This window comes from Photobacterium alginatilyticum, from assembly GCF_009910675.1.
Classification (GTDB): Bacteria; Pseudomonadota; Gammaproteobacteria; order Enterobacterales; family Vibrionaceae; genus Photobacterium; species Photobacterium alginatilyticum.
Genome location: NZ_RSEJ01000002.1, coordinates 23,970 through 40,340, shown reverse-complemented (window position 1 = coordinate 40,340; position 16,371 = coordinate 23,970). Strand labels below are relative to the sequence as shown.

Genomic DNA, 16,371 nt, shown 5'->3' with positions numbered 1-16,371 from the left:
GTGACGTTACTCCCAAGATAACGTGTACGGGGAAGTCAGTAGCCTTGAATTGAAGATCGTTTGAACAGGGAAGCACTTAGTCAGGCTTCCCGCGGGTAAGTCACAACACCTTAGTATTGTTCCGACTCACTTATTTCTAGTGGTTCTAATAAGTGAGTCGCATATTTTAATGCATACTGATTGCAACCTCTGGGTCGGTATAGTGCAAATCGAACGCTTCGGCGACTTCTTTGCAGGTGATTTTGCCATGGATCACGTTCAGTCCGGCAAGGAATCCCGGATCGTCCAGCAATGCTTTCTTGTAACCGCTACTGGCAAGTTTGATCACGTAGGGCAAGGTTGCATTATTGAGGGCAAACGCCGAGGTGCGGGCAACAGCGCCGGGCATATTGGCAACGCAGTAGTGAACGACATCATCGACAATATAGGTCGGATCGGTATGGGTCGTCGGATGCGATGTTTCAAAGCAGCCGCCCTGGTCGATGGCCACATCAACCAGCGCCGAGCCTGGCTTCATCTGCTTCACGTGCTCGGCGGTGATCAGTTTCGGTGCGGCTGCCCCCGGGATCAGTACGGCGCCGATAATCACGTCTGCATCGGGAACCAGCCGGTCAATCGCTTCGTGGGTAGAGTAGATGACTTTGGCCTTGCCCTGAAATTCGACATCGAGGGCACGAAGGGTATCGAGGTTACGGTCGAGGATCGTGACATCGGCTCGCATGCCAATGGCCATTCTTGCCGCGTTAGAGCCGACGACACCACCACCGAGGACGACAACTTTAGCAGGTTCTACGCCGGGAACTCCGCTGAGTAACAACCCGCGTCCACCATTAGAATTCTCTAGAGTTTGTGCTCCTGCCTGGATAGACATTCTGCCGGCAACTTCAGACATTGGTGCCAATAATGGTAGTCTTCCTAGATGATCTGTGACCGTTTCATAAGCTATACAGATAGCTTTGCTGTCAATTAGGTCTTTTGTTTGTGGAAAATCTGGGGCAAGATGGAGATAAGTGAATAAAATTTGTCCTTCATTCAGCATGGCTCTTTCTGCTGCTTGAGGCTCTTTTACTTTGACAATCATCTCTGATCTGGTAAAAACTTCTTTAGCAGTTGAAATAATTGAAGCGCCAGCAGCTTGATAGTCTGAATCAGATAGACCAATTCCACTACCGGCATTGGTTTCGATGAGAACCTGATGGCCTAATGAGACCAGTTCACGAACGCTGCTGGTAACCAGCCCGACGCGATATTCGTGGTTTTTGATTTCTTTGGGTACACCAATGATCATCCTGCTTCTCCCTTGGCATCATAGTACGATTGGCTATTGACAAGGTTGTAAATGCGGATCTATTGGCAGTATAGTTTGACTATCAGAGTATTTGATTCTAAATAATAGAAAGTTGTAGTATATTTTTTTGCAAGGAAGTAAGAAGGTGGAATAAAAAATGGTAGATACCAAAAAGAAACCATCCAAGGAATTGGATAGAATTGACCGTAACATATTGAATGAACTGCAAAAAGACGGTCGTATCTCAAATGTTGAGTTATCAAAACGTGTAGGCTTATCTCCAACTCCGTGTCTCGAACGTGTTCGTCGACTGGAGCGTCAAGGGTACATTAGCGGCTATACGGCTCTGCTAAATCCCCAATTTCTTGATGCATCACTGCTGGTTTTCGTTGAAATTACGCTTAACCGCGGTGCGCCAGATGTATTTGAACAGTTCAATAAGTCTGTTCAAGAGCTGGAAGACATTCAGGAATGTCACTTGGTATCTGGTGATTTCGACTACCTGTTGAAAACTCGCGTATCAGATATGTCAGCGTACCGTAAGCTGCTGGGTGAAACCCTGCTACGCTTGCCTGGCGTAAATGACACCCGTACCTATGTCGTCATGGAAGAAGTGAAGCAGACCAACAACCTGGTTATCAAGACTCGCTAATCCTGCATGACATTGCCGTTCTGACGGTCATAAATTAAGCGGCCTAGGCCGCTTGATTTGTTTTATCCCCTACAAAACTCACCGTATGCACAATAATTCGCCACCTGCCGCGCTGAATTAACACTCTGATGAATCTTTCCTTTCGACAAATGTTTACAATGGCATTTGCTTTTCTGCGCGACAGAGAAATCTCGTGAGTTTAGTGCTTTGCTCCCACTTTTCTTGTAATAGTCAAAAAAAGACGACAAGTGGTATAAGATAGGGCACTAGATTTAAATTGACCTGACCGACAGCCTTTTGCACCAGTTAATCACCATAATCAATAGTGCAAAGCCTTGCGCATCGGCTGATAGGGAACCAGGCGACAACAATTGTTACACCGGAGTGTTTTTTGAGGAAAGTTAAAGGCACACAGCAGCCAAAAATACGCCTTTCTGGGGGACAGCGTCTGCTAGAAAGCTTTCTGATCATAGGCATATTGGCCGCGATATTTATCATGGTTGCCCTGGTAAGTTTTGATCCAGCCGATCCTTCGTGGTCACAAACGGCCTGGGAAGGGCCCGTGCAAAACAAAGCCGGTGCACTGGGCGCACTGGTGGCAGATACTTTTCTGTTTACCCTCGGCTCGCTGGCCTACCCGTTGCCTGTGGCGATTGTATTGGGGGCATGGGTGATTTTCCGTCGTCGTGGTGAGCGCGAGACCATCGACTTCATGATTTATGGCACCCGGCTGCTGGGCCTGTTGCTGTTGTTTCTGACCAGCTGCGGGCTGGCTGATCTTAACTTCGATGATATCTGGTACTTTTCCTCCGGTGGCGTAATAGGCGATGTCGTCTCGAATATGGCCCTGCCGATGCTTAATCTGCTTGGAACGACATTGGTGCTGATGTTTATCTGGGCGGTGGGCTTTACGCTATTTACCGGTATTTCCTGGCTGACCATTGTCGATACCTTGGGGGAGACAACTCTGGGAGCATTGGCCTGGTTGCTTAACAAGGTGCGCTCGGATAAATCAGAGGTGCTGACGCCATTTGCCGCCGATATTCCGGATGAGCAACAGACTGCGTACGCCGCTCAACTTGCCCAGGAAAGCCAGGCTGAAGCGCCGGATGCCGATGATGTTCTGCTGGCGTCATCGAGCAAGCCAAGTGCTGCAGAGAGTACTGCTGAGCGCAGAGAACCACGCCGAGAGTCTCGAACAGAGCCGCAGTTTTCCGAACAAGCGTGGAGCGATGCGCCGTCCTCGCCCAAGATTGTTATGCCAGAGCGCTTAAAACCTAGCCCGGTCGTTCACTCTGATGCAATTACCGTTGAGGATGTGCTGGTCGACGGTCAGGTAGAAGAACTTGTCGAGCTGACTGCGGCGCATTCGGAATTGGGTAGCATTGAGCCGCCAGTACAGCATGAGTCTATATTTTCAGAGAATAGGCAACCTGAGCCGATAACGAGCAGGCAGCCGCAAAAGGCCAAGGGGCTCACGATTGCTGAGCTTGAGCGAGAACTCGATAAAGACGAAAATTTCACGGTCTATATGGATGAGCAAGATACCTTGCCGACCATTGACACGGACGCTATGCAAAGCGTAGTTGCTGATGACAGCACCACTTTCGCTGAGCCTTTGCCAGAGCCTGTTGTCCAAAACGCCTCGCAGCCTGCAACACCGCCTGTAGCAACACAATCTGTCACAATGCAGCCAGTTACACCGGAGCCTGTGATAACAGAATCCGAATTTGATGAACCTGAAGTCTTGCAGCCACAGCCAGCGGTTATTGAGTCGGCAGCTACCGAGCCAGGTTCACATTCAGTTCAGATGGGATCCGTAGTATCGGAAGAGAGTCAGCCGGTCCCGAGCGTTGCAGACTCGCAGCCTGAAGCTGTGACGCCGGAGGTGATGCCTGTCTCCGATGATATTGAGATTGGTGTCCACGACGGCATGTCGGAACTGGAGCGTGCCGAGCAGGAAAGCGGTGTTGCAGATGATAGCGATGTCAGTGACGAGGAAGCATTCTTGCAGAAGATCCGCGATGCCCAGAAGGCACAGGCTCATGCGGCAGGGTTGGATAATCCGTTTCTGATGAAGAAAGAAGCGGATTTACCGGTGCCGACAACACCGATGCCGACCCTTGATTTGCTGGCTCCGGCGCGACAGACTGTCGAACCGGCCAGTGAAGAGGAACTGAAACAAACGGCCATGCTGGTCGAATCAAAATTGGCTGACTATAAAATTAAAGCCAAGGTCGTGGGAGTCTATCCGGGGCCGGTAATCACCCGTTACGAGCTGGATTTGGCGCCGGGTGTGAAGGTCAGCCGGATTTCCGGCCTGGCGAAAGACTTGGCCAGGGCACTGTCGGCTTCAGCCGTACGTGTGGTCGAAGTTATTCCGGGCAAGCCCTATATCGGTCTGGAGCTGCCAAACGTCAATCGCGAAACTGTCTACATGTCGGAAGTGGTGGGCAGCGAGCGGTTCCAGGATATGAAGGCAGCCCTGCCGATTGTGCTTGGCTATGATATTGCCGGGGAAGCGATTGTCGCCGACCTGAGCAAGATGCCGCACTTGTTGGTAGCCGGTACCACGGGCTCGGGTAAGTCGGTGGGTGTGAACGTCATGATCGTCAGCTTGCTGTATAAGTGTAAGCCTGAAGACTGTCGTTTCATCATGATTGACCCGAAAATGCTGGAGCTTTCCATTTACGAAGGTATCCCGCACTTGCTGACCGAAGTTGTTACTGACATGAAAGATGCCGGTAACGCCCTGCGCTGGTGTGTCGGGGAAATGGAGCGCCGATACAAACTGATGGCTGCGGTCGGAGTACGTAATCTGGCCGGTTACAACGCCAAGCTGGCAGAAGCGGCGGCGGCTGGCCACCCGATCCACGATCCGTTGTGGAAACCGGGAGACAGTATGGATGAATACCCGCCAATGCTTGAAAAAATGCCAAGCATAGTGGTTATTGTCGATGAGTTCGCTGATTTGATGATGGTCGTCGGCAAGAAGGTTGAAGAGCTGATTGCCCGTCTGGCCCAGAAGGCCCGTGCGGCTGGCATCCACCTGGTACTGGCGACTCAGCGGCCGTCAGTTGATGTGATAACAGGCTTGATCAAGGCGAACATTCCTAGCCGAATGGCCTTTACGGTATCAACCAAGACGGACTCGAGAACCATTTTGGACCAGGGCGGGGCGGAGTCCTTGCTGGGCATGGGTGATATGCTGTACCTGCCTGCAGGTAAAAACCATCCTGTCCGAGTTCACGGCGCATTTGCCTCTGATGATGATGTCCACAATGTGGTTAATGACTGGAAAGCTCGCGGGAAGCCGCAGTATATCGACGGTATTCTGAATGCTGATCAGGGGGCTGAAGGCTTGCTACCGGGCGAGGCTGCTGGTGGCGGTGACGATGATCTCGACCAGTTGTTTGATCAGGTGGCGGCGTTTGTTGCCGAATCTCGCCGAGGCTCTGTATCGGGCGTGCAGCGTAAATTTAAGATTGGTTACAACCGGGCTGCGCGAATTGTCGAGCAGCTGGAAGCGCATGGTATCGTCAGTGCCCCGGGGCATAATGGCAACCGTGAGGTGTTGGCACCACCGCCACCCCCACAGGACTAGGCTATATCAGGAAGTGATCTGAGAAGGCGGGCCTGAGTGAGAACCGAAGTCAATAACTGTTTCCGAGCGGTTTTGGAGACAGTTCACAAACGATTTGAACAGTTTTGAACCGAAAAGGTTAAGTCATAATGATAAAAAAAGTATTAGTAAGTCTGCTTGTCGCAGCCCCTGTTTTCTTATCTTCCGCTGCATGGGCAACGCCGCAGCAGGAGCTGAGCACAAGGCTGGGTAAAGTGAATGCTTTCAGTGCCGAATTTAAGCAAAAAGTCATTAGCCCGGAAGGTGATTTGCTGGTGGAAGGGGAAGGGGATGTTGCGATTCAACGTCCGAACCTGTTTCGCTGGAATACGGTGATGCCGGATGAAAACCTGCTGATCTCGGATGGCAAGACACTCTGGTATTACAGTCCGTTTATCGAGCAGGTGACGGCAATGTGGCTTGCCGATGCGACTGAACAAACTCCGTTTGTACTGCTAACTCGCAACAACACGGCTGACTGGGCGAAATACAATGTTGCCCAGACCGCCGATACTTTTACTCTGACACCGAAAGATCGTACCTCTTCGATGGGCAAGTTCGTGGTAACGGTCGCCAAGAGTGGTGAAGTACGCAGTTTCTCGGTGGTTGAGCAGGACGGCCAGCGCAGCAACTTCTCGTTCAGTAAGTTCAGCGGCAAAGCGCAACCGAGTGACCTGTTTAAGTTTACACCGCCAAAAGGTGTAGAGCTTGACGACCAGCGTAACTAACGCCGGAACTGCCGTTCGCACTTTTCTTAGGTGGCACCCTTGTGCCGCCTAATTTCGTTTTAAGGAGCTGTTATTTTGAATAACTTCAGCCTCGATTTCTCGTCAGATTTCCGCCCGCTGGCTGCACGTATGCGGCCGCGTAAGGTTGAGGAATATATCGGCCAGCGCCATATTCTGGGCGAGGGAAAGCCACTCAGGCGTGCGCTTGAAGCTGGTCACCTTCATTCGATGATCCTCTGGGGGCCGCCGGGGACAGGCAAGACGACATTGGCCGAAGTGGCTGCTAATTATGCCAATGCTGAAGTTGAGCGTGTGTCGGCCGTTACCTCCGGGGTGAAAGATATCCGGGCCGCCATCGACAAAGCCCGCGATAACAAAATGGCCGGGCGACGGACTATCTTGTTTGTCGACGAGGTGCACCGTTTCAATAAAAGTCAGCAAGATGCGTTTTTGCCGCATATTGAAGATGGCACCGTGACGTTTATCGGTGCAACGACAGAGAATCCGTCGTTTGAGCTCAACAACGCACTGTTGTCACGGGCCCGTGTCTACAAGCTCAAGTCGCTGGAGTCGACAGATATTCTCGAGGTTATCGAGCAGGCCCTGACGGATACTGAACGCGGGATCAGCGATACCAACCTTGAATTTGTCGATGATGTGAAAGAAAGATTGGCTGATCTGGTATGTGGTGATGCGCGTATGTCACTGAACTATCTTGAGCAGCTCATCGACATGGCAGAAGAGAACGAAAAAGGCATCAAGCCGATCACCCTGTCGCTGCTTGCAGAAGTTGCAGGCGAAAAAATAGCCCGTTTCGACAATAAAGGCGACCTTTGGTATGACATGATTTCTGCGGTACATAAGTCGATCCGCGGTTCGAGTCCTGACGGTGCCCTGTATTGGTTTGCCCGTATGCTGCAGGCTGGTTGCGATCCGCTTTACGTGGCTCGTCGCCTGCTGGCAATTGCTTCCGAGGATATTGGTAATGCCGATCCGCGGGCGATGCAGGTGGCTATTTCGGCCTGGGACTGTTTTACCCGGGTTGGCGCTTACGAAGGGGAGCGTGCCATTGCGCAGGCAATTATCTACCTTGCCAGTGCACCGAAAAGCAATGCAGTCTATACAGCATTCAAGCAGGCGAAGGCGGATGCGATGAACCATCCTGACTACGAGGTCCCCAATCATTTGCGTAATGCCCCTACGCGACTAATGAAGGATCTGGGCTATGGTGCCGAATACCGTTATGCCCATGATGAGCCGGGTGCCTATGCGGCCGGTGAGTGTTACTTCCCGCCGGAAATGGAAGGTACACGCTACTATCACCCAACAAATCGCGGTTTGGAAACTAAAATTACCGAAAAGTTGGATTATCTTGCTTCTTTAGATGCAAAAAGCGCATTAAAGCGCTACCAATAATAAGGCTTTTTGGGTATCGTTGAACTATTGACGTCAGATTGACTGGCGTTTCGTAAACCTAAGATTATTTTGACAAGAATTGTCTAAATAACGTGCATTTCAGAATATTAAGAGCACAGGATTAGCATGCTAGATTCTAAATTACTTCGAACTGAGCTGGATGAAACAGCTGCAAAACTCGCACGTCGTGGTTTTACCCTTGACGTAGAAAAATTACGCAACCTAGAAGAGCAACGTAAGTCCCTTCAAGTTAAGACTGAAGAGCTACAGGCTTTGCGTAACTCGCGATCGAAGTCGATTGGTCAAGCTAAAGCTACAGGCGATCACGAAGCTGCTGAAAAGATTCTGGCTGAAGTTGCCAACCTTGGCGGTGAGCTGGATGAAGCGAAAAAGGCGCTAGCTGAGCTTCAAATTGAGCTTCAGGATATTACGCTTTCTGTGCCTAACCTGCCGGATGACAGCGTTCCTGCGGGTAAAGACGAAGACGAGAATGTTGAAGTGTCTCGTTGGGGCCAGCCTAAGACTTACGATTTCGAAGTTAAAGATCACGTTGATCTTGGTGAGCTGGCAGGCGGTCTTGACTTTGCAAGTGCAGTAAAGATCTCGGGTTCGCGCTTTATCGTGATGAAGGGCAAATTTGCCCGCCTGCACCGTGCGATTGCCCAGTTCATGCTGGATCTTCACACTGACGAGCATGGCTACACCGAAATGTATGTACCATACCTGGTGAACAAAGACAGCCTGTTCGGTACTGGCCAGCTACCTAAATTTGGTGAAGACCTGTTCCACACCAAGCCTGCAACTGAAGAAGGCGTAGGTATGTCACTGATCCCGACTGCGGAAGTACCAGTGACCAACATGGTTCGCGATACCATTACAGACGAAGCTGAGCTACCGCTTAAGATGACGGCACACACGCCGTGTTTCCGCTCAGAGGCGGGTTCTTACGGTCGTGATACCCGTGGCCTGATCCGTATGCACCAATTCGACAAAGTAGAGCTGGTACAGATCACCAAACCTGAAGATTCAATGGCGGCACTGGAAGAACTGACTGGCCATGCTGAGAAAGTTCTTCAGTTGCTAGAGCTTCCTTACCGTAAAGTGGTTCTTTGTACTGGTGACATGGGCTTCGGTGCAGCGAAAACATACGATCTTGAAGTATGGGTTCCTGCTCAAGAAACTTACCGTGAAATCTCTTCTTGTTCAAACATGTGGGATTTCCAGGCTCGCCGTATGCAGGCTCGTTTCCGTCGTAAGGGCGAGAAGAAGCCAGAGCTTGTTCATACACTGAACGGTTCTGGTCTGGCTGTTGGCCGTACCATGGTTGCGATTCTTGAAAACAATCAGGAAGCAGATGGTCGCATTATGATCCCTGAAGTACTGCGCAAGTACATGAACGGTGAAACACATATCGGTTAATTGCCGCTTTTGTTTAATAAAAACCCAGCCTAGGCTGGGTTTTTTTGTTTTGAACTGTCAGCAGCCTGAACAGGCTTAGGTAGCTTGACTACATTGCTGGCATCGACAGGGAGTTCGGGAAGCCTGATCGAGACTTCTTTGCCGATATCACCGAGAACCAGATCGAATAGGTTGAAGATTGCCTCAGAGACCTGCAGAGAAAAATGATAAAGCTGCTCTTTGACCAGACCCGGGTCCGGGTTGTCCAGGTCAATCTTGTCGAATTGCTCAAACAGTGCCTCAATGATGAGTGGCGGAGCAGGGTTGCTGCTTCTAACTGTCATCTGGCCGAGACGTCGGCGCAGGATCTGGGTATGTAAACCGAGTTCGCGCTTTATCGCCGTACTGTTCGGATGATAGCTGTGAATAGTGTGGCGAAAACGGCTCAAACTGTCGATAGCGTTTAGAGTGACAGGCCAGGTCGACTGGTATTGTTGAAAGACATGTTCTTTGTCAGCAGCCAGCAGGCTCTGGGTGATGGTGTCATCAATCAGGTACAGGACATGACGGATAGCCTTGCCGTGAACGGCTTGATTTCGCTGTAAAGAGTACCGCGGCCACTCGTCCAGTAATGATGTAATGCGCTTCATTAATATCCGGTACATGGGCTTTTGCGAGTGCTCAGCCTGGCTGATTAGAGTCCGAAGCAGGCTCTGGATTGCCAGTGATTCGTTTAAAGGTTGCTCCTTTCCAAGGAAAGTCCCGCTGCTACTCAGCAACTGGTGAGTCTGTCGACGGTGAAAGCGTAACAGATGAATAAGCTGGCGTAGGCCGATCACCTGGTTAAAGCGGTTTTGCAGCAGTGAATTGCTCTGCCTTACATGGTAGGTGTAATAGCCGAGACTAAACACAACTCCAATAATCAATGACATGATAAGCATTTTCCCTCCAGCATCAATGGTGCTTCATAGAGGGAATAACGCAATAAGTGTGCCGTTGAATAATCTGTCGGCATGGTTTATTTTTTAATATTTATCAGCTAGTTACCGTTTGATTGTTTATCAAGATCACAACCTTGGGCGTTGATGGGGCAAGTATGTTTCCTAATGGTGCAAAAAAGCCCCTTGCGGGGCTTTTAATGGGATTTGCTATGTTGCCGCTATAGTCAGCGTTGACTGTTAGTCGAAGCTGGCTGTTTTGGCTTGCGGGTGAAGATGGACTTCTTCATCTTTCTCGCCTGCTGCCGGGTCATTGAATCGATTAACATCCAGCTCACCTTCAGACTTGGCCACAATACAGGTTACCGCACTGTCACCAGTGATGTTGACGGCAGTACGGATCATATCAAGTAGTCGATCGACACCCATGATAATCGCGATACCTTCAACTGGCAGGCCTACCTGGCTCAGTACCATTGCCAGCATGATCAGGCCGACGCCCGGAACACCAGCTGTACCGATAGAGGCAAGTGTTGCTGTAACGATGACTGCCATGTAGTCACCCATTGTCAGGTCAATGTTGAAAGCCTGAGCAATGAACGCTGTCGCAACACCCTGCATGATTGCAGTGCCATCCATGTTGATGGTTGCACCTAGTGGTACGGTAAACGAAGCGATACGGTTAGAAGCACCAAGACGTTTGGTCGCTGTTTCCATCGTTACCGGAATGGTTGCGTTTGACGAAGCCGTGGAGAAGGCAAACATGATTGCATCTTCCATCTTTTTCAAGAATGTCTTCGGGCTCAAACCGGTGAATACCTTCAGCATTGTGCTGTATACAACCAGACCGTGAATCAACAGGGTACAAGTTAGGACCACGAAGTAGCCAAACAGGTTGTAGATGGCATCAAGGCCGATTCCTGTGAACAGTTTCGCCATTAGGAAGAAGACACCGTAAGGCGCAATATGCATTAGCAGCGCGACCAGCTTCATGATGACTTCGTTAAGATCGGCAAAGACAGCAGCAATACGCTCACCTGGCTTGCCGGCAGCACTAATGGCAATACCGAACAGAATAGCAAACACGATAATTTGAAGTGTATTGCCTTGAGCCATAGAGTTGATTGGGTTCGTCGGGAACATTCCGATGATGACATCACCCAATGAAGGGGCTTCTTTGGCTGCAAATGTTGTTGCGGCAGAAAGATCGGCACCGGCTCCCGGCTGGAACAGGTTACCCATGGTCAGTGCAAGGGTGATGGCAATCGCCGTTGTTGTTAGATAGAACAACAAGGTTTTGCCCCCGAGGCGACCTAGCGTGCTGATATCGTTCAGCGTACTGGTACCACAAACCAAAGAAACAAATACTAAAGGTACAACCAGCATTTTTAAGCTAGCAATGAAGATCGCACCACCAACGTCAAACAGGCCATTCACTAGATATTCGTGTACAAATGAAGTCTCAGCAAAAAGGGAGCGAATAGCGAATCCTGTCAAGATGCCCAGCAGCATGCCGAGAATTACTCGACCAGTCAGGGACATTTTCTTTTTTTGTGTTGGCATGAAATGAACACTCCTTATAATTATTCACTCTGTAAATCATTCACCAGAGCGCGGAGCAGGTTAACAGCAGTTTAGGTGTTAAAGCGAAGTAAAATGCTGTGCAAAATTCAAAGGTATGTTTCAGATCACACTTTCTGATGCAGAATGGTATTCCGAAAACATTAAATTTAACCAAATATTAACCTATCGGTTGATATATATACAGTTTTTGTGCTGCTTCATCGGTAATAGCGAATTTCAGTGGCGTTTATACCGAATAAAAGCGAAATTTATCATCATGATAAAAATAGTCGTTAACATCTGCTTTTGCCGAGAAAATATCCTATGAAGCTGTCTGCAGTTTGGTAGGTAATGATAAGGTTAATAAATTTAGAATATCTACAGATAATCAGTGAGTTGGAAACAATTAGCCAGTGGTTCCCGACCATTGCGCGCGGAATAAAAAAAGGAGCCGAAGCTCCTTTATTATTGCGTTAATTGTGCATAAAAATTACATCACACGCATACCAGGCTGCGCACCTTCGTGTGGCTCAAGGATCCAAAGATCTTCACCACCAGGGCCCGCTGCCAGTACCATACCTTCAGACATGCCGAATTTCATCTTACGCGGCTTGAGGTTAGCCACCATTACAGTGTGCTTGCCAATTAGGTCTTCAGGGCTGTAGGCCGACTTGATACCTGCGAATACTTGACGAGTCTCGCCACCTAGGTCTAGCTCAAGCTTAAGTAGCTTGTTGGCTTTAGGCACAGATTCGCAAGACACGATTTTCGCAATGCGAAGATCCACTTTAGCAAAGTCATCGAACTCGATTTCGTCTGCGATTGGTTCTTTACTTAGCTCAGTTTCTGTCTTCGCCGCTTCTGCTTTCTCTTTAGCTGCCATTTCTGCTGCGGCATCTTCTTTTGAAGATTCAACCATAGCTTCAACTTTCTTGGCATCGATGCGGTTGAACAGCGCCTTGAACTTAGTCACTTCGTGGCCAGTCAGCGGCTGGGCAATACCTTCCCAGGTCAGGGTCTCGTTCAGGAAGCCCTCTGTGCGCTCAGCAAGCTGAGGCATAACAGGCTTCAGGTAGGTCATCAGTACGCGGAACAGGTTAATGCCGACAGAACAGATTTCCTGCAGCTCCTGATCTTTGCCTTCCTGCTTGGCAACGACCCAAGGGGCTTTTTCGTCAACGTACTGGTTGGCCTTGTCTGCCAGTGCCGTGATTTCGCGGATTGCACGGCTGTATTCACGGTTCTCGTAAAGCTCAGCGATGCGATCAGAGGCGGCAACAAACTCGGCATATAGCTCAGGCTCGGCAAAACTGTCTGACAGCTTGCCTTCGAAGCGCTTGGCAATGAAACCGGCATTACGTGATGCCAGGTTGACAATCTTGTTCACGACATCGCTGTTCACGCGCTGGGTGAAATCTTCGAGGTTAAGATCCAGATCGTCGATACGGTTGTTCAGCTTGGCCGCGTAGTAGTAACGCAGGCATTCTGGATCCAGATGCTCCAGATAAGTACCCGCTTTAATAAAGGTACCCTTAGACTTCGACATCTTCGCGCCGTTTACAGTAACGTAGCCATGAACGAAGACATTGTTTGGTTTGCGCAGACCGGCACCGTCAAGCATCGCAGGCCAGAACAGGCTGTGGAAGTAGACAATGTCTTTACCGATGAAGTGGTAAAGCTCGGTTGAGCTGTCCTTGTTCCAGAATTCATCGAAGTTCAGGTCGTCACGCTTGTCACACAGGTTCTTAAATGAGCCCATGTAGCCGATTGGTGCATCCAGCCATACGTAGAAGTACTTGCCTGTTTCACCCGGGATCTCGAAGCCGAAGTACGGCGCATCACGCGAGATATCCCATTGCTGAAGGCCAGACTCGAACCATTCCTGCATTTTGTTGGCGGTTTCGTCTTGCAGTGCACCTGATTTGGTCCACTCTTGCAGCATGCCTTCGAACTGAGGCAGGTCAAAGAAGAAGTGCTCGGAATCCTTCATTACCGGTGTCGCGCCGGAAACAGCAGATTTTGGTTCAATAAGGTCTGTTGGGCTGTAAGTCTCGCCACAGTTGTCACAGTTATCGCCGTATTGGTCTTCCGCCTTACATTTCGGGCAGGTTCCTTTTACGAAGCGATCTGGCAGGAACATTTCTTTTTCAGGGTCGAATAGCTGAGAGATAGTACGGCTGGTAATAAAGCCTTTCTCTTTTAGCTGAGTGTAAACGAACGACGCCAGCTCACGGTTCTCGTCGGAATGTGTGCTGTGGTAGTTGTCAAAGCTAATATCGAAGCCAGCAAAGTCGGCCTGGTGCTCTTTGCTCACTTCGGCAATCATCTGCTCAGGTTCCATACCCATCTGCTGGGCCTTAAGCATGATTGGAGTGCCGTGTGCATCGTCTGCACAGATGAAATGAACTTCGTTGCCGCGAAGGCGCTGATAGCGCACCCAGATATCCGCTTGCACATGCTCAAGCATGTGTCCCAAGTGGATAGAACCGTTAGCGTACGGTAGGGCGCAGGTCACCAGAATTTTTCTTGGATTTGCAGCCATAATTACTTATTTCGCTCATGATGGGTAAAAAAATGTAGCCTCAAATAGTACCTGATGGACAGCGTATTGCCTAGCGTCATCCAGTGATAATCACGCTAAATAGCGGCGATAAATAGGCTTTGGTGGTACGATGGATGGGAACAACCATAATGGAGCGCTAAAAACGATGAGTAGTGATTCAATGATCCGATTTGAGAGTGTGGCTGATATCTGCCGTTGGCTGAATCAGTTCGAGCATCCATGGCTGCATCATGAGTGGGCCGACACGCCAAATGTTGTGTCGGTTTCGGCTCAGGGCGTAGTGTCGATCACGCTGCCGTTTGCCGCCAACTCGGTGATAGAGCTGCTAGAGCATTGGATTATTACCCAGCAGCAGCTTCATCATGTTGCCCAGAGTATGACGTTTGCCGTAACGACCCGGGTTGCGCCTCTGGCAACCGGCGAAAAAACACCGCTGCGTGGGGTAAAGAATATTATTGTGGTCAGCTCGGCCAAGGGTGGGGTGGGTAAATCGACAACCGCGGTTAACCTGGCATTGGGGCTGGAGAAGCAAGGTGCAAAAGTGGGCTTGCTCGATGCCGATATCTACGGTCCGTCGGTGCCTATGATGCTGGGAACCGTGGATGAGAAGCCACAATCACCCGACGGCAAGATGATGTTGCCGATAGAGTCGTGTGGATTGTTCACCAACTCGGTGGGCTACCTGGTGCCGGCTGACAGCGCGACGATTTGGCGCGGACCTATGGCTTCCAAGGCGCTGACCCAGATTATTACCGAAACCTGGTGGCCGGACCTGGATTATTTGGTCGTCGATATGCCACCGGGCACCGGCGATATTCAACTTACGCTGGCCCAGCAGATCCCGGTTACCGGCGCCGTGGTGATTACGACACCGCAGGATTTGGCGTTGGCCGATGCCATCAAAGGGATCAACATGTTTGAGAAGGTCAACGTGCCAGTGGTCGGTGTTGTCGAAAACATGAGCTACCACATTTGCAGTAACTGTGGCCACCATGAACCGATTTTCGGTACTGGTGGTGCCGAGCGTATGGCGAAAGACTATTCTGTTCCGTTGCTGGCGCAGCTGCCGCTGCATATCAAGATCCGGGAAGATATCGACAGCGGCAAGCCGACGGTTGCCTCGTCGCCTGATTCGGAGCAGGCTGCGGCCTATATCGACCTGGCGGGTCAGGTGGCTAGCCGTTTGTTCTGGCAGGGAGAGCCGATCGCCGAGCAGATAACAATACGCACAATGTAATCCTTTTATTGCAACAATTATGTAAACTTTGTAGTTAATCGTGCCAGGTGTCGCATTTTTGCTGGCATCTGGCCGTACAAATCCATATAATCAGGCGGTTTAATTATACCTATTCGCACAATTATCTGGTTTTCGATGTAAAAGCAGATAGTTGTTTAAATGAGTATTTCCACCTCGCTACGTTGTCTTACAGGTGCTTTCTGATATGTCTGAAAACTCACACCAATGCGTCATTATCGGTATCGCAGGCGCTTCTGCGTCCGGTAAAAGTCTGATTGCCAGCACAGTTTATAAAGAGCTAAAAGAAAAAGTCGGCGATCATCAGATCGGTGTTATCACGGAAGATTGTTACTATAACGATCAAAGTCACCTGACCATGGAAGAGCGGGTCAAGACTAATTACGATCACCCGAATGCCTTGGATCATGACTTGCTTTGTGACCACTTGCAGATGCTGGTTGAAGGTAATGCGGTAGAAGTTCCGCAGTATAGCTACAGCGAGCACACCCGCATGGAAGAAACCACACCAATGACACCCAAGAAGGTGATCATTCTGGAAGGTATCTTGCTGCTGACCGATCCGCGTCTGCGCGAAATCATGCATGCGAGTGTCTTTATGGATACACCGCTTGATATCTGTCTGCTACGTCGTCTTCAGCGTGATGTTGCTGAACGTGATCGTACGATGGAGTCGGTACTTGAGCAGTACCAAAAGACGGTACGCCCTATGTTCATGCAGTTTATTGAGCCGTCTAAACAGTACGCTGATATTATCGTTCCACGCGGTGGTAAAAACCGCATTGCCATCGACGTGCTTAAGGCACATATTGCTCGATTGCTGAAATCGTAGCATTGGCAATGAGGCAGGCAGCGCCTGCCTTGATTGGAAATGACAATATTTGATAGGCAGCCTTAACGGCTGCCTATTTTTTTGCTCTAATAACAGATAATTAAAAACTAATACAT

The 16,371-nt window shown here is 49.8% G+C and carries 11 protein-coding genes; 7 read left to right on the top strand and 4 right to left on the bottom strand.

Annotated features, from left to right (window positions below; all coding sequences use genetic code 11):
- Nucleotides 1-166: 166 nt before the first annotated feature.
- Nucleotides 167-1,288, bottom strand: a complete 1,122-nt coding sequence (ald, locus tag EIZ48_RS02440) for an alanine dehydrogenase (RefSeq protein ID WP_075764716.1) — start codon at nucleotides 1,286-1,288, stop codon at nucleotides 167-169.
- Nucleotides 1,289-1,445: 157 nt separating this feature from the next.
- On the opposite strand from ald, the gene lrp reads away from it, so the two are divergent.
- From lrp to serS, 5 genes are all read left to right on the top strand, one after another.
- Nucleotides 1,446-1,940: a leucine-responsive transcriptional regulator Lrp gene (gene lrp, locus EIZ48_RS02435; RefSeq protein ID WP_007467256.1), complete on the top strand. Its 495-nt coding sequence runs from the start codon at nucleotides 1,446-1,448 to the stop codon at nucleotides 1,938-1,940.
- Nucleotides 1,941-2,331: 391 nt separating this feature from the next.
- Nucleotides 2,332-5,544, top strand: coding sequence for a DNA translocase FtsK 4TM domain-containing protein (locus EIZ48_RS02430; RefSeq protein ID WP_160648548.1), 3,213 nt, complete (start codon nucleotides 2,332-2,334; stop codon nucleotides 5,542-5,544).
- A gap of 131 nt (nucleotides 5,545-5,675) precedes the next feature.
- Complete coding sequence (gene lolA / locus EIZ48_RS02425) at nucleotides 5,676-6,290, top strand: outer membrane lipoprotein periplasmic chaperone LolA (protein ID WP_489685918.1); 615 nt, start codon at nucleotides 5,676-5,678, stop codon at nucleotides 6,288-6,290.
- A 75-nt stretch (nucleotides 6,291-6,365) separates the two neighbouring features.
- Nucleotides 6,366-7,706, top strand: a complete 1,341-nt coding sequence (locus tag EIZ48_RS02420; protein WP_160648546.1) for a replication-associated recombination protein A — start codon at nucleotides 6,366-6,368, stop codon at nucleotides 7,704-7,706.
- A gap of 126 nt (nucleotides 7,707-7,832) precedes the next feature.
- A complete protein-coding gene (gene serS, locus EIZ48_RS02415; protein ID WP_160648545.1) occupies nucleotides 7,833-9,125 on the top strand; it encodes a serine--tRNA ligase in 1,293 nt (430 codons plus the stop codon).
- Nucleotides 9,126-9,154: 29 nt separating this feature from the next.
- Here the strand turns inward: serS and EIZ48_RS02410 are convergent, their stop codons facing one another.
- The 3 genes from EIZ48_RS02410 to metG form a co-directional block, all read right to left on the bottom strand.
- A complete protein-coding gene (locus tag EIZ48_RS02410) occupies nucleotides 9,155-10,036 on the bottom strand; it encodes a hypothetical protein (RefSeq protein ID WP_240152847.1) in 882 nt (293 codons plus the stop codon).
- Between the two features lie 246 nt (nucleotides 10,037-10,282).
- Complete coding sequence (locus EIZ48_RS02405; RefSeq protein WP_160648543.1) at nucleotides 10,283-11,605, bottom strand: dicarboxylate/amino acid:cation symporter; 1,323 nt, start codon at nucleotides 11,603-11,605, stop codon at nucleotides 10,283-10,285.
- 490 nt (nucleotides 11,606-12,095) lie between these two features.
- Entirely contained in the window at nucleotides 12,096-14,147 is a 2,052-nt protein-coding gene (metG, locus tag EIZ48_RS02400; RefSeq protein WP_160648542.1) for a methionine--tRNA ligase, read from the bottom strand.
- A 166-nt stretch (nucleotides 14,148-14,313) separates the two neighbouring features.
- On the opposite strand from metG, the gene apbC reads away from it, so the two are divergent.
- Both apbC and udk read left to right on the top strand, forming a co-directional pair.
- Nucleotides 14,314-15,405 carry an iron-sulfur cluster carrier protein ApbC gene (gene apbC, locus EIZ48_RS02395; protein ID WP_240152846.1) on the top strand — a complete coding sequence of 364 codons (1,092 nt, stop codon included), beginning with the start codon at nucleotides 14,314-14,316 and terminating at the stop codon, nucleotides 15,403-15,405.
- 205 nt (nucleotides 15,406-15,610) lie between these two features.
- Nucleotides 15,611-16,255 (top strand): uridine kinase, encoded by a 645-nt coding sequence (udk, locus tag EIZ48_RS02390; RefSeq protein WP_160648541.1) that lies wholly within the window; start codon nucleotides 15,611-15,613, stop codon nucleotides 16,253-16,255.
- The last annotated feature ends 116 nt before the right edge of the window (nucleotides 16,256-16,371 follow it).